Raw genomic sequence first — 13,840 nt, 5'->3', positions numbered from 1 at the left:
AAATTGTTGGATTGTGGACAGATGGCTGCTTATTCGTAGAACTTGGAAGTGATGGGATAGCGCCAGTCGCGGCCGAAGCCACGGTGCGTGACGCGGATGCCCACCGGCGACTGGCGCCGCTTGTATTCATTGATCTTGATCAGGCGCGTGATTTTCGCCACGTCGGCCGGCGGGTAGCCAGCCTCGATAATGTCGGCGATCGGCCGATTTTCTTCCATGTACAACTGCATGATGCCGTCGAGTATTTCATACGGCGGCAAGGAATCCTGGTCCAGCTGGTCGGCGCGCAGCTCGGCCGACGGTCCGCGCGTCAGGATACGCTCGGGTATCACGTCCGACACGCTGTTGCGGTACGCACACAAGCGGTAGACGAGGGTCTTGGCGATATCCTTGATCACGGCAAAGCCGCCCGCCATGTCGCCGTACAGGGTGCAATAGCCAACGGCCATCTCGCTCTTGTTGCCTGTCGTCAAGACGATGCTGCCATGCTTGTTCGACAGGGCCATCAGCAAGGTGCCGCGGATACGCGCCTGGATATTCTCTTCCGTCGCGTCTTCCGCCAGTCCCGCGAACTCCTCGGCCAGGGTGGCGCGGAAGGCGTCGAAAGTTTGCTTGATCGGAATTTCATCGTAGCGCACATCGAGGCGTTTTACCATGTCGCGCGAGTCGATCCACGAGATATCGGCCGTAAATTGCGACGGCATCATCACGGCGCGCACCTTGTCGGCGCCCAGCGCATCGACGGCAATGGCCAGGGTCAGCGCGGAATCGACGCCGCCCGACATGCCGATCAGCACGCCAGGGAAGCCGTTCTTGCCGATATAGTCGCGCACGCCCAGCACCAGCGCCTGGTACACCTGCGCTTCGGTGGTCAACGGTGCGGCCAGCGGCTGCGGCACGGGGGTGGCGCCGTCGAAGTCGACGACCTGCAAGTCTTCCCCGAAATGGCGCAGCTGGGCGCAGATCGTGCCGGCCGCATCCATGACGAACGAGTCGCCGTCGAAAATCAGCTCATCCTGGCCACCGACCAGGTTAGCGTAGACAAGAGCCATGCCTTGTGCGCTGACATTCTTGCGCATGGTGTCATAGCGCAGATGCTGCTTGTTCATGTGGTAGGGCGAGCCGTTCGGCACCAGCAGCACTTGCGCGCCGGCCGCGCGGGCGCGCATCGGTGCGTGCTCGAACCACGTGTCTTCGCAGATATTGATGCCGAAACGCACGCCCTTCACGCCAAACACGAAAGCCTGGTCGAACGACGTAAAGTAACGTTTTTCATCGAACACGGTCGTATTCGGCAAGTCGTGCTTGCGATAGGTGCCCAGCACTTCGCCGTTCAGCAACACGGAGGCGGCATTGTGGCGCACGCCCTTCTCGTCCTGCAGGGGCAAGCCCACCACCACGTGCAAATCCTTGAACTGGGCCAGGTCGGCAGCCAGTCCCGCAAACGCTTCCTGCGTTTTTGCGTAGAATGCATTGCGCAGCAACAGGTCCTCGGGTGGATAGCCGACCAGCGACAGTTCCGGCGTGAGCACGATATCGGCGCCCGCCTCGAACGCGCGGCGGGAAAGGTCGAAGATCTTGGCACGGTTGCCGGCCAGATCGCCGACCGTACTATTCATTTGAGCAATTGCGACTTTGACTGTCATGATGATGATGGATATTTCGTTCTATTAAACAAGACAGGGGCGCGCAGGCCGATGGCGGCGCCCCGAGAGTGATGAATGCACACTACAACAATGAATTATCGCACGGCTATCGTCACTACCCTGGCTGAAATTGGCGAAGCGGCCTGGTCTGAACTGCTGGCAAGCCAGGCGGACGCCACTCCCTTCCTTTCCTACGCCTTTTTGCACGCGCTGCACGAGTCCGGCTGCGCCAGCGCGGACACGGGCTGGCAACCGAATTACCTGGTGCTGTGGCAAGGCGAGGTGCTGGCCGCCGCCCTGCCCCTGTACCTGAAGATGCACTCGTACGGCGAATACGTGTTCGACTGGGCCTGGGCCGATGCATATCAGCAACATGGTCTCGAATATTACCCGAAACTGCTGTCCGCGATACCGTTTACGCCCGTCAGCGGCACGCGCCTGCTGGCCCGCGATGGCGAGGCGCGCGCGGCCCTGCTGGCCTTCCTGCAGGCCCAGCAGCAAGCCAGCGAGGTATCGTCCTGCCACATCCTGTTCCCGCCGGAAAGCCAAGCGCGCCAGCTGGAGGAAGCTGGCTACCTGATGCGTAGTGGCGTGCAGTTTCACTGGCTCAATCCGGGCTACACGGATTTCGAGCAATTCCTCGCCACCCTGGAACACAAGAAGCGCAAGAATATCCGCGCCGAGCGGCGCAAGGTGCGCGAAGCGGGCGTCACCCTGCGCCAGGTGCGCGGGGTGGACGCTCTTGATGCTGACTGGAAACTGTTCCACCGCTGCTACAGCAATACCTATGCGGAACACCGCTCCTCGCCTTACCTGAGCCTGGACTTCTTCCGGCGCATAGCCTTCAGCATGCCGCAGAACATACTCCTGGTGATCGCCGAGCGCGAAGGCCGGGCCATTGCCGCCTCGCTGGTGATCCACACGGCCGACACCCTGTATGGCCGCTACTGGGGCGCGCTCGAACACGTGCCTTGCCTGCATTTCGAGACGGCGTATTACCAGCCGCTGGAGTTTTGCATCGCCAACGGCATCGCCACCTTCGAAGGGGGCGCCCAGGGCGAGCACAAGATGGCGCGCGGCTTCCTGCCGCAAAAGACCTGGTCCGCCCACTGGCTGGCGCACCCGGCCTTTGCGGACGCCGTGCAGCGCTTCCTCGAGCGCGAACGGGGCGGCATCGATGCCTACCTCGATGAATTGAACGAGCACAGCCCGTTTCGCGCATAAAAAAACGCTCCCGGCCATCGCAGGCGGGGAGCGTTTTTCTTACTGGGTGTTCTTAGGCTTTGGCGGCGTCGGTCTTGAAGGCGGCAACGCCGTTCAGGATTTCTTCCTTGGCCACTTCAGGACCATACCAGCCGTCGATCTTGACCCATTTGCCTTTTTCCAGATCCTTGTAGTGCTCAAAGAAATGCTGGATCTGGCGCAAGCGCAGTTCGTTCAGATCTTCCGGCTTTTGCCAGTGGCTGTAGATCGACAGGACCTTGTCGACTGGCACGGCCAGCACTTTCGCGTCTTCGCCCGACTCGTCGGTCATTTTCAGCACGCCGATAGGACGGCAGCGCACGACCACGCCCGGGATCAGCGGGAACGGGGTGATGACCAGCACGTCGACCGGGTCGCCGTCCGGCGACAGGGTGTTCGGCACGTAGCCGTAGTTGCACGGGTAATGCATGGCGGTACCCATGAAGCGATCGACGAAAATCGCGCCGCTTTCCTTGTCGACTTCGTACTTGATCGGATCGGCATTCATCGGGATTTCGATGACGACGTTGAAATCGTTCGGCAGATCGCGGCCGGAAGAGACGTTATTCAAACTCATGGGGTTCCTCATTAGCGGATTGTGTTTTAACCGCGCAATTATAGCGAAGTACAGGCAGCTTGTGCGATGCAGCAGCGGCCCGCCGGCGTTTTGCGCGTCCAGCCAGCAACAGTGGCGTGCCTGGCCCGCCGGCGCGCGCAACCGGCCATCGAGAGAATAAACAAACCATCGGCAATAATAAGTACAAACACCTAAGCAATACTACCGACGCCTTGAATTAATGCCGATGGAATATCCGCGTATTTTCATTTGAATATCGCCACACGCCAGGCATGGTTATTATAATCCGCATTGCATTTTTTGCAGCCACTTATAACAACAGTTTTATTCTCATTCATTCCGCGGCGCCCCTGCATTATTGCGCGACACCCCGTCCCCTGCCCTCCAGGCGGCCTGCCAGCCCCGCAACACCCTTATCCAGCATAATATTTGTTCTTATTTGAAGTGTTTATTTGATTCAAACAAGAGCCCCGCCAAAAAATGGCGCTACCGGAAGACAATCATCAATTCTGATAAACTGTCACATTCTGGTGATTCCAAACTTTGTATATTCTGCAATCGACGCCTTCCCTGAATTCAATATGGCGCATCACGCGCCACCGATAAATCCTTGCAAAAAGGAATATGATGATTCCCTCTTTCCGGCCCGGTCCTTTATTAAAGGTCACCGGCGTTATTTTCATTCTGTTTGGCCTCGCCCTGCTGGGCGGCGGCATCTGGCTGGCCACGCTCGGCGGCTCCTGGTACTACTTGCTGGCCGGTATAGGCATGCTGATCGCCGGCGCGCTGGTATTCCAGGGCAAGCGCAGCGCGCAACCGTTCATGGCGCTGCTGCTGCTCGCCACCCTGATCTGGTCCCTCATTGAAGTGAAATTCGACTGGTGGCAATTGCTGCCGCGCCTGGACATCTGGTTTGCCGCCGCCGTCTGGCTGCTGCTGCCCTTCGTCAGCCGCCGCCTGGCCCCTCCCGCCGACGCAGCGAAACAGCCGCAAGCGGGCAAGACAGCCCTCTCCGCCGCCGTGGCCCTGACCGTCATCGCCGGCGTCATCGCCCTGTTCCAGGATTACCATGACCTGCATGGCGACGTGCCGGCCGAAAACATGGCCGCCACGGCCTCCGGCGATTTCGCGCCCGGCGTCGAGCACAACGACTGGTCCGCGTATGGCCGCTCCGGCTATGGCGACCGCTATGCCCCGGCCGCACAGATTACGCCCGCCAATATTTCCGGCCTGAAAGAAGCCTGGACCTACCACACGGGCGACTTCAAGGGTCCGAACGACCCGGGCGAGATCGCCAACGAAGTCACGCCGCTGAAGGTCAATGACATGCTGTACCTGTGCACGCCGCACAATATCGTCATCGCCCTGAACCCGGACACGGGCAAGGAAATCTGGCGCCACGACCCGAAGATCAACCGCGACGCGGCCAGCTACCAGCACATGATCTGCCGTGGCGTGGCCTACTGGGACGTGAACGCGGGCCGGGCGAAGAACAATCCGGCTCCCGAAGCTGCCAGCATGGAATGCCCGCGCCGCATCCTGGCGCCGACCATGGACGGCACCATGATCGCCGTCAACGCCGATACGGGCGAGTCGTGCAAGAGCTTTGGCAACAACGGCGTCGTCAACCTGTATAAAAACATGGCCATGATCAAGCGCGGTTTCCTGATGCCAACGTCGCCGCCGGCCGTCTCGCAGAAAATGGCCGTGATCGCCGCCAGCGTGACGGACAACCATTCGACGGAAGAGCCATCGGGCGTAATCCGCGGCTACGATCCCGTCACCGGCAAGCTGATGTGGAACTGGGACCCGGCCACGCCGGAAGATACAGCGCCTTTCCCTGAAGGCAAGAACTACACCAACAACTCGCCCAACTCGTGGGGCGTGGCCAGCATCGATGAAAAGCTGGGCATGGTCTACATTCCGATGGGCAATGAAACCCCCGATACCTGGGGCGGCAACCGCAACAAGAATGGCGAGAAATTCAACAGCGCCATCGTCGCGCTGGACCTGGCGACGGGTAAAGTACGCTGGGTCTACCAGACCGTGCACCACGATATCTGGGACATGGACATCGGCGGCCAGCCTAGCCTGGTCGACATCGACACGCCGAAAGGTAAAGTACCCTCTGTTGTTGCCACGACGAAACGCGGCGACATTTACGTGATCGACCGCCGCGACGGCAGCCTGGTCGTGCCGGCACCGGAAAAACCCGTACCGACGAGCAATCCTGCCGCCGGCGACACCCTGTCGCCCACGCAGCCGTTCTCGGCCCTGACCTTCTTGCCAGAACGCAATATCAGCGAAGCGGACATGTGGGGCACCACGCCGTTCGACCAGCTCGCCTGCCGCATCATCTTCAAGGAACGCCGCTATGAAGGCCCGTTCACGCCGCAAACGGCCGGCAAGGGCGCCGTCATCTCGCCGGGCCCGCTGGGCATCTTCGAATGGGGTGGCGCGGCCATCGACCCCGTACGCCAGTTGTTGATCGTCAACCCTGACTACATGGGCTTCCTGGAAAAACTCGTGCCGCGCGCGGAAACGACGGCCAAGGGCGGCACCGGTGGCGAAATGGGCTTGCAGCCGCAGACGGGCGTACCGTTCGCCGTGGAAATCAAGGCCTTCCTGTCGCCGCTGGGCTTCCCATGCCAGGCACCGCCGTGGGGCTATGTGGCCGCCGTCGACCTGCGCACCATGAAGAAAGTGTGGATGCACAAGAACGGCACCACGCGCGACAGCGGCCCCGTGCCGATCCCCTTGCCACTGGGCGTGCCCAGCCTGGGCGGCATGGTCACCACGGGCGGTGGCGTGACCTTCCTCAGCAGCACGCTCGACTACTACATCCGCGGCTACGATGTCAGCAACGGCAAGGTGATCTGGAAAGCCCGCTTGCCAGCCGGCGGCCAGGCTACGCCGATGAGCTATGTATCGAACAAGTCGGGACGCCAGTTCGTCGTCGTCATGGCCGGCGGCCACGGTTCCCTGGGCACGAAGATGAGCGACACCCTGGTCGCATATGCCTTGCCGGAAGGCACTGCGGTAACGAAGAAGTAAAGCTCGAAGAAGTAAATTAGCAAGGTAGCAGCGCACTCCGCCATGGAGTGCGCGCACAAAAAAAGCCGTTCAGTCTGCACTGAACGGCTTTTTTACGTCTGGAGAATGAGCTTACAGGATGGTGGCCAGTGCGCACTGCCGGTAATGCGCGGCAGCCTGTTCCGTCTGCTGCAGGGCGTCGTGCATCTGCGCCAGCTTCAGGTGGGCGTCGCGCACCATTTGCGGCTCGTTGGCATCCGACAAAGCCTGCTCCAGGTGGCGCTGGGCCTTGCCCCACAGTTTTTGCTTGAGGCACAAGGTGCCCAGGGTCAGCGCCAGTTCCGCATCCAGCGGACGCTGCTTCATCCATTGCTCGCAATGCTCGATCTGCAGCAGCAGGGCCGGCGTGCCGCTTGGCGCCGCCGCTTCGCGGTAGGCGCGCACGACGCGCTCGTCCCAGTCGGCGGCCAGCGATTCTTCGCACACGAGGCGCGCTTCATCGTGCAAGCCGCGCGCATTCAGGGCCGTGGCGGCGCGGCAGGCGATGTACGGCTTGACCCGGTCGGCGCTTGGCACGGTGGACCACACGCGCATCAACGATTCGGCGTCATGCGAGGGGTCGGACAGCAGATGGTCGTAGGCCAGTTCGCGCAGGCGCGACGACAGGGCCGGATGCAGGGCGCGGTGCTTGTCGAGCGAACGCACGAGGCGCAGCACTTCCGGCCAGTTCTTCGCCTGCTGCTCGGCTTTCAGCGACCATTGCAGCGCGTGGATGTGGCGCGTGCCGCTGGCATTGAGTTCGCGCACGGCGGCCAGGGCCGCTTCCGGCTGGTGGTCGTCGACCAGCAATTCCGTCACCGTCATCAAGCGGGCCGTCTTCAAGCTGGCATCGCCTTCGACGCGCGACAGCCAGCTGTCGCGGCGTTCGGACTGGCGCATGCGGTGCGCGGCGCGCGCGCCGATCAGCGCGGCCAGGCCGGCGTTCTCTTCCAGCTCGGCGGCGCGCAAGGCAGCCTTCTCGGCATGGCCGAAACGGCCTTCGAACAGGGCTTTCAAGGCTTCGCGCAAGCCCTTGTTGCCGTCGCGCTCACGCTTGCGCTGGCGGTAGGCCGCCACTTGCGCCGGCATGCGCACGGTGGCGCGCACGGCGCGCACCAGCAGGTACAGCAGCACGAACAGCACGACCTGCAGCAACAGGAAGAAATTCAGCGACAAATCGATGCGGTATGGCGGATAGAACAGCACCACGTTGCCGGGATTGAAACGGGCCGTCACGGCGATACCGATCGCCGCGGCCATCAGGGCGAGTAACCAGAGAAATAGACGCATGGGCTCAGGACTTCGCTTTGTAGTTGCGCACAGCCGTCAGGCTGTCGGACAAGGTTGGCATTTCGATGGCCAGGTTGCTGCCCTGCACCTGGCGCAATAGGGCTTGCGCCGTCTGCGTGCTCTTGGCGCGGGTGTCGAAATACTTGGCCAGCGCATCCTGCGCGGCGATCAAATCATTGCGGAAAGCCGTTTCATTGCGCGACAACAAGGCCATGCGGGCATTGAGCAGGCGCAACTTGACGTTTTCACGCAAGAAATACGATTGCGTCGGCGACAGCATCAGCGCTTCCGGCGTATCGACGCGGCGGATGCGTATCAATTGACGCACGTCGGCCCACATGTCGCCGCTCCAGGTATTGAAGCCGTCGCGCACTTTTTGCAGCAGCGGTTCCGGCGCAGGCGGCCCCATCAGCTTGCCGCTCGCATCGCGCACGGGCTTGGCCTTGCCCGGTTTTTCCGGTGCGGCCGGCAAGGCCGGCGTTTCGTCGGACAGCATCGGCAGCGAGTCGACCTGGGCGATCACGGCGTCGAGGCGCAGGGCCACGCCCGTCGAATCGACGCTGGGCAGGGCTTTCAATTTTTCCATGTCGCGCCCGATGGCGCGGCGGATGGTGATGAATTGCGGCTTGTCGGAACGCGACAGGCTGCGGTCCGCGTTTTGCAGGGCGATTAGCGCGCCGGGCACGTTACCGGCCAGTTGCAGCTGCTGGCTGGCCGTCGACAGCACTTGCTCGATTTCCGTCAGCGCCCACTCGTCGCGGTTCTTCGACAAGTCGTTGTACAGTTGTTCCAGCGCAAGCTGCTGGCTTTGCGTTTCGCTCTGGCGGTTTTCCAGCGCGCCCACCTTGATTTGCAGCTCTTTCGTGCCTTCTTGCACGTTGCGCGCCAGCACGCCCGTTTCGGCGTTGCTGACATCGCCTTTTTGCAGGCGCTTGGCCACTTCTTCGCGCAGGTTGCGGATCTGCTTGCTGGTCGACCAGCTTTGCGCAGCCAGCAGCACGGCCAGCACGATGACGGCGATGCTCATGGGCTTTTGCAGTTGTTCCAGCAGGGTCGGCGCGCGGCCGGCAGGTTGGTCGGCCGCCTGCGGCGCCGTCTTCACGGCGCTGCCAGGCGTTGCATTCGGTTCGGAGAGTGTAGGCATTTCGTTCATGGTCGTGATTGTAACGCGGCGAGCACTCCTGCGTCGCCTGATCCTGTCAAGGTGACTCGGGCAAAACCCAGGGCCGCCGCCGTTTGTGCAATGCGGGCGTGCGGCACGATCAGATGCTGCTGTTGCATTTTCACAACAGCTGCCTTTTCAGCATCCATTTCGCCCAGCAGCGCCAGCAAGCCGCGCAGCGCTTCCGAGCTGGTGATGATCCAGTCATTATTATGCTGCAACAGGTTTTCCAGGGTCGCCCGCAAGGATGGCGTCAGCCTTGGCACCTTGCGGCGGTAGGCCGTGACGAACTCGACAGTTGCTCCCGCAGCGCGCAAGCCGTCGGCCAGGTAATCGCGTCCGCCATCGCCGCGCACGATCAGCACGCGCTTGCCGCGCAGGGCCGGCAAGTCCAGCGCCAATAATAAATGTTCGGAGTCGCTGCGCGCCGTGTCCAGCGGACTCGTGATGGTCGCGTTGGCGTCCGTGACGCCATGCGCGCCCAGGGCCATCCGGCTGCCCTCGCCCACCACGGCCAGCGCCAGGCCGGCCGGCCAGGCGGGCAGATGCGCAAAGACGCAATCGATGGCGTTGGGCGAGACGAACGCCACCAGGTCGTAATCGCGCAGGCGGGCCAGCACGGCGTGCAGCCGCGCGCATTCCTCTGCGCCGTCAAGCGCGTGGATTTCCAGCAGCGGCAGCAGTTGCACGGGCAAGCCCAGCGCCGCGATACGGGCGGCCAGCGGCCCCGCTTGCGCCGCGGGCCGCGTGATCACCACGGTGTCAGGCATGCGGCGCCAGGCCTTCATGGTTGTCGGGAGTGACGGCGCACGAGGCGAGGATGCCGGCAGCATCTTGCCCGCGCAGCAATTCGGCCACTTGCTCGCCCAGCAGTTCCGGCGCGCCGGCAGCACCGCTAACATCGGCGCTGGCCATGCGCGCGCCGTCCGGCGTGGCGACCATGGCGCGCAAGCGCATCTGCTCGCCCTCGACGGTGGCGAACGCGGCCAGCGGAATCTGGCAGCTGCCGCCGAAGATCTTCGACACCTTGCGCTCGGCCGTGACGGCTTGCGCCGTGGCCGTGTGGTTCAGCGGCGCCAGCAGGCGCACCAGGTCGGCGCCGTCCGCGCGCCCGCTGCGGATCTCGATCGCCATGGCGCCCTGGCCGGCGGCCGGCAAGCTGTCTTCCGGCGCCAGCACGGCGCGGATGCGCGACGCCAGGCCCAGGCGTTTCAAGCCGGCGGCGGCCAGGATGATGGCCGCGTAGTCGCCGCGGTCCAGCTTGCCCAAACGCGTATCGAGGTTGCCGCGCAGGGGCAGAATCGTCAGGTGCGGATAGCGCGCGGCGATCAGCGACTGGCGGCGCAGGCTGCTGGTGCCGACGACGGCGCCGTGCGGCAGCTCGGCCAGGCTGGCGTAATCGTTCGACACGAACGCGTCGCGCGGGTCTTCGCGCTCGAGGATGGCGGCCAGGGCAAAGCCTTCCGGCAACTCCATCGGCACGTCTTTCAGCGAATGCACGGCCAGGTCGGCGCGGCCTTCTTCCATCGCCACTTCCAGCTCCTTGACGAACAGGCCCTTGCCGCCTACCTTGGACAAGGCGCGGTCCAGAATCTGGTCGCCGCGTGTGGTCATGCCGAGAATTTCGACGCTACACTGCGGATACAGGGCGGCCAGGCGGGCGCGCACGTGTTCAGCTTGCCACATGGCAAGACGGCTCTCGCGCGTGGCGATCACCAGGCGGGCAGGAATATTCAATTCGTTCGGGGTCAATTCGGATGCTTTCAAAACAAGTTCTTTCGCTGTGGCTGTCGTTGTCATTATCGTTGCCATTTCGCCCGTCTGATATCAATTTTGTATCGGGTGGCGCCTGGCGTCGCTATAATCGTTATCGCTTAGCCTAGAAGGCCAAGTCAGGCTAGCGTCCATGTTGAAGACCACAAATTTTATCATGCGCCCCCTCCCCTCTGCGGCCAAACGCCCGGTGCGATCCACATTCCCTTGCTTTTACACTTACTTTGGTTCTTTATTATGCTCAATGACGCAGTAGCACCAGAAATAGTTCCAGCGGCCGGCTCCGACAAGGATGCGCCGCTGAAAGAAGACATCCGCCTGCTGGGCCGCCTGCTGGGCGACGTGCTGCGCGAACAGGAAGGCGACGCCGTCTTCAATGTGGTGGAAACCATACGCCAGACGTCCGTGCGCTTCCGCCGCGAAGCGGACGCGGACGCCGCGCTGGAACTCGACGCCATGCTCAAGGAACTGAGCCGCGAGCAGACGATTTCCGTCGTGCGCGCCTTTTCCTACTTTTCGCACCTGGCCAACATTGCGGAAGATCAACACCACATCCGCCGCCGCCGCGCCCACCTGCTGGCCGGCTCGCCCGCGCAAAAGGGCAGCGTCAGCTTCGCGCTGAGAAAACTGCGCCTGGCCGGCGTGCCGCGCAAGACGGTCGACACCTTCTTCCAGGACGCCCTGATCGCCCCCGTGCTGACGGCCCACCCGACGGAAGTGCAGCGCAAGAGCATCCTCGACGCCGAGCACGACATCGCCCGCCTACTGGCCGAGCGCGATTTGCCGCAGACGCCGAAAGAGCGGCACGCCAACATGCAGCTGCTGCGCTCGCGCGTGGCCACCCTGTGGCAGACGCGCATGCTGCGCTACTCGAAGCTGACGGTGGCCGACGAGATCGAAAACGCCCTGTCCTACTACCGCATCACCTTCCTGCGCGAACTGCCGGGCCTGTATGACGACATCGAGGACGATATCGCCGCCGAATACCCGAACGGCGACGGCACGATCGAGCCCATCAACGCCGCCTACGTGCAGATGGGCAGCTGGATCGGCGGCGACCGCGACGGCAACCCGAACGTCAACGCGGGCACCATGCAGCACGCGCTGGCGCGCCACGCCACCACCATCCTCGACTTTTACCTCGACGAAGCGCACGCGCTGGGCGCGGAATTGTCCGTCTCGACCCTGATGGTGGGCGTGAGCGCCGAACTGCAGGCGCTGGCCGACCAGTCGCCGGACGCCTCGCCGCACCGCAGCGACGAGCCGTACCGCCGCGCCCTGATCGGCATCTATGCGCGCCTGGCCGCCACGGCCCGCGCCCTGGGCGCCACCAACATCCTGCGCAAGGAAGTGGGCGCCGCGGCCGCCTACCCGGACGCGGCCGCCTTTGTGGCCGACTTGCGCACCATCGTCGCCTCGCTCGAGTCGCACCACGGCGCCGCCCTCGTGCGCCCGCGCCTGGCCACCCTGGCGCGCGCGGCCGACATCTTCGGTTTCCACCTGGCGTCGCTGGACATGCGCCAGACCTCGGACGTGCACGAGCGCGTGCTGGCCGACCTGTTCGCCAAGAGCGGCGTGGCCGCCGATTACACGGCCCTGTCCGAGGAAGACAAGCAGGCGCTGCTGCTGAACGAACTGGCCCAGCCGCGCCTGCTGTACTCGCCCTACATCGCCTACGCGGCGGAAACGGATTCCGAACTGGCGATCCTGCGCGCGGCGCGCGACATCCGCCAGCGCTACGGCGCGCGGGCCATCCGCAACTACATCATCTCGCACACGGAAACCGTGTCCGACTTGCTGGAAGTATTGCTGCTGCAAAAGGAAACGGGCTTGCTGCGCACCGACTGGCAAACTGGCGACAGCATCTGCGAGCTGATGGTCATCCCCCTGTTCGAGACGATCCCCGACCTGCAGCGCGCGGCCGGCATCATGAGCCAGGTCATGGCCTTGCCTTTGGTCAAACAATTGATCGCCAAGCAGGGACAATTGCAGGAAGTCATGCTCGGTTATTCCGATTCGAACAAGGATGGCGGCTTCCTCACGTCCAACTGGGAATTGTACAAGGCGGAACTGGCGCTGGTCGCCGACTTCCAGAAGGCCGGCGTCAAGCTGCGCCTGTTCCATGGCCGCGGCGGCACGGTGGGCCGTGGCGGCGGACCCAGCTACGAAGCCATCCTGGCCCAGCCGCCGGGCACCGTCAACGGCCAGATCCGCCTGACGGAGCAAGGCGAGATCATCGCCTCGAAGTTTTCCAACGCGGAAATCGGCCGGCGCAACCTGGAATTGCTGGTGGCCGCCACCCTGGAAGCGAGCCTGGCGCCGCAGGAAGCCAATCCGGCCCGCAACGGCCAACTGGCGCAGTTCGAAGCCGTGATGGCGCAACTGTCGGACCTCGCCTATCACGCCTACCGCCACCTCGTGTATGAAACGCCGGGTTTTACGGAATATTTCTTCTCGGCTACGCCGATCGCGGAAATCGCCGAGCTGAACCTCGGTTCCCGCCCCGCTTCGCGCAAGGCCAACCAGCGCATCGAAGACTTGCGCGCCATTCCCTGGGGCTTTTCCTGGGGCCAGTGCCGCTTGCTGCTGCCGGGCTGGTTCGGCTTCGGCAGCGCCATCGAAACGTGGATCAATCAAGCCGACGGGGCCGCGAAAGATGACAGGATCGCCACCCTGCGCGCCATGTACGCCGAATGGCCATTCTTCGCCACCCTGCTGTCGAACATGGACATGGTGCTGGCCAAGACGGACCTGGCGATCGCCTCGCGCTATGCGGAACTGGTGGCGGATCAGGGCTTGCGCGAACGCATCTACAAGCGCATCACGGACGAGCACGGCAACACCCTGCGCTGCCTGGAGCTGATCACCGGCAACACGGAACGCCTGGCGGGCAATCCGCTGCTGGCCCGTTCGATCCAGAACCGCTTCGCCTATCTCGACCCGCTGAACCACTTGCAGGTGGAGTTGATCAAGCGCAACCGCGCCCTGTCGGCGGAAAGCCGGATCGACGAAAGGGTGCACCGCGGCATCCAGCTGTCGATCAATGGCGTGGCGGCCGGCCTGCGCAACACGGGCTGA

At 63.2% G+C, this 13,840-nt stretch carries 9 protein-coding genes; 3 read left to right on the top strand and 6 right to left on the bottom strand.

The genetic code is table 11. The features are described from left to right. Nucleotides 1-29: 29 nt before the first annotated feature. Nucleotides 30-1,646, bottom strand: a complete 1,617-nt coding sequence (locus OX459_RS21780; RefSeq protein ID WP_289906528.1) for an NAD+ synthase — start codon at nucleotides 1,644-1,646, stop codon at nucleotides 30-32. A gap of 90 nt (nucleotides 1,647-1,736) precedes the next feature. On the opposite strand from OX459_RS21780, the gene OX459_RS21775 reads away from it, so the two are divergent. Beyond that, nucleotides 1,737-2,870 (top strand): GNAT family N-acetyltransferase, encoded by a 1,134-nt coding sequence (locus OX459_RS21775; protein WP_289906730.1) that lies wholly within the window; start codon nucleotides 1,737-1,739, stop codon nucleotides 2,868-2,870. A 52-nt stretch (nucleotides 2,871-2,922) separates the two neighbouring features. Here OX459_RS21775 and ppa read toward each other — a convergent pair whose 3' ends face one another. Next, nucleotides 2,923-3,465, bottom strand: coding sequence for an inorganic diphosphatase (gene ppa, locus OX459_RS21770; RefSeq protein WP_034786159.1), 543 nt, complete (start codon nucleotides 3,463-3,465; stop codon nucleotides 2,923-2,925). A gap of 624 nt (nucleotides 3,466-4,089) precedes the next feature. On the opposite strand from ppa, the gene OX459_RS21765 reads away from it, so the two are divergent. Continuing rightward, entirely contained in the window at nucleotides 4,090-6,519 is a 2,430-nt protein-coding gene (locus tag OX459_RS21765) for a membrane-bound PQQ-dependent dehydrogenase, glucose/quinate/shikimate family (protein WP_289906527.1), read from the top strand. Between the two features lie 111 nt (nucleotides 6,520-6,630). Here the strand turns inward: OX459_RS21765 and OX459_RS21760 are convergent, their stop codons facing one another. The 4 genes from OX459_RS21760 to hemC are packed head-to-tail and all read right to left on the bottom strand — an operon-like array spanning nucleotide 6,631 to nucleotide 10,756. Further along, a complete protein-coding gene (locus tag OX459_RS21760) occupies nucleotides 6,631-7,827 on the bottom strand; it encodes a heme biosynthesis protein HemY (protein ID WP_071653290.1) in 1,197 nt (398 codons plus the stop codon). A 4-nt stretch (nucleotides 7,828-7,831) separates the two neighbouring features. Then, nucleotides 7,832-8,980, bottom strand: coding sequence for a uroporphyrinogen-III C-methyltransferase (locus tag OX459_RS21755; protein ID WP_077401782.1), 1,149 nt, complete (start codon nucleotides 8,978-8,980; stop codon nucleotides 7,832-7,834). Beyond that, nucleotides 8,977-9,759: a uroporphyrinogen-III synthase gene (locus tag OX459_RS21750; protein WP_289906526.1), complete on the bottom strand. Its 783-nt coding sequence runs from the start codon at nucleotides 9,757-9,759 to the stop codon at nucleotides 8,977-8,979. The genes OX459_RS21755 and OX459_RS21750 overlap by 4 nt, the downstream gene beginning before the upstream one ends. Continuing rightward, nucleotides 9,752-10,756: a hydroxymethylbilane synthase gene (gene hemC / locus OX459_RS21745; RefSeq protein ID WP_289906525.1), complete on the bottom strand. Its 1,005-nt coding sequence runs from the start codon at nucleotides 10,754-10,756 to the stop codon at nucleotides 9,752-9,754. Before hemC ends, OX459_RS21750 begins: the two co-directional genes overlap by 8 nt. A gap of 243 nt (nucleotides 10,757-10,999) precedes the next feature. On the opposite strand from hemC, the gene ppc reads away from it, so the two are divergent. Next, complete coding sequence (gene ppc / locus OX459_RS21740) at nucleotides 11,000-13,840, top strand: phosphoenolpyruvate carboxylase (RefSeq protein ID WP_289906524.1); 2,841 nt, start codon at nucleotides 11,000-11,002, stop codon at nucleotides 13,838-13,840.

It is taken from the genome of Janthinobacterium sp. SUN026, from assembly GCF_030397625.1.
In the GTDB taxonomy this organism is placed as follows: Bacteria; Pseudomonadota; Gammaproteobacteria; order Burkholderiales; family Burkholderiaceae_D; genus Janthinobacterium; species Janthinobacterium kumbetense.
This window is presented reverse-complemented; position numbering and strand designations above follow the sequence as displayed.

Excerpts from the sequence above, each read along its gene's own strand:
- OX459_RS21775 (WP_289906730.1), top strand. The coding sequence starts at position 1,737 with ATGAATTATCGCACGGCTATCGTCACTACCCTGGCTGAAATTGGCGAA.
- OX459_RS21750 (WP_289906526.1), bottom strand. The coding sequence starts at position 9,759 with ATGCCTGACACCGTGGTGATCACGCGGCCCGCGGCGCAAGCGGGGCCG.
- OX459_RS21780 (WP_289906528.1), bottom strand. The coding sequence starts at position 1,646 with ATGACAGTCAAAGTCGCAATTGCTCAAATGAATAGTACGGTCGGCGAT.
- OX459_RS21755 (WP_077401782.1), bottom strand. The coding sequence starts at position 8,980 with ATGAACGAAATGCCTACACTCTCCGAACCGAATGCAACGCCTGGCAGC.
- OX459_RS21760 (WP_071653290.1), bottom strand. The coding sequence starts at position 7,827 with ATGCGTCTATTTCTCTGGTTACTCGCCCTGATGGCCGCGGCGATCGGT.
- OX459_RS21765 (WP_289906527.1), top strand. The coding sequence starts at position 4,090 with ATGATGATTCCCTCTTTCCGGCCCGGTCCTTTATTAAAGGTCACCGGC.
- ppa (WP_034786159.1), bottom strand. The coding sequence starts at position 3,465 with ATGAGTTTGAATAACGTCTCTTCCGGCCGCGATCTGCCGAACGATTTC.
- ppc (WP_289906524.1), top strand. The coding sequence starts at position 11,000 with ATGCTCAATGACGCAGTAGCACCAGAAATAGTTCCAGCGGCCGGCTCC.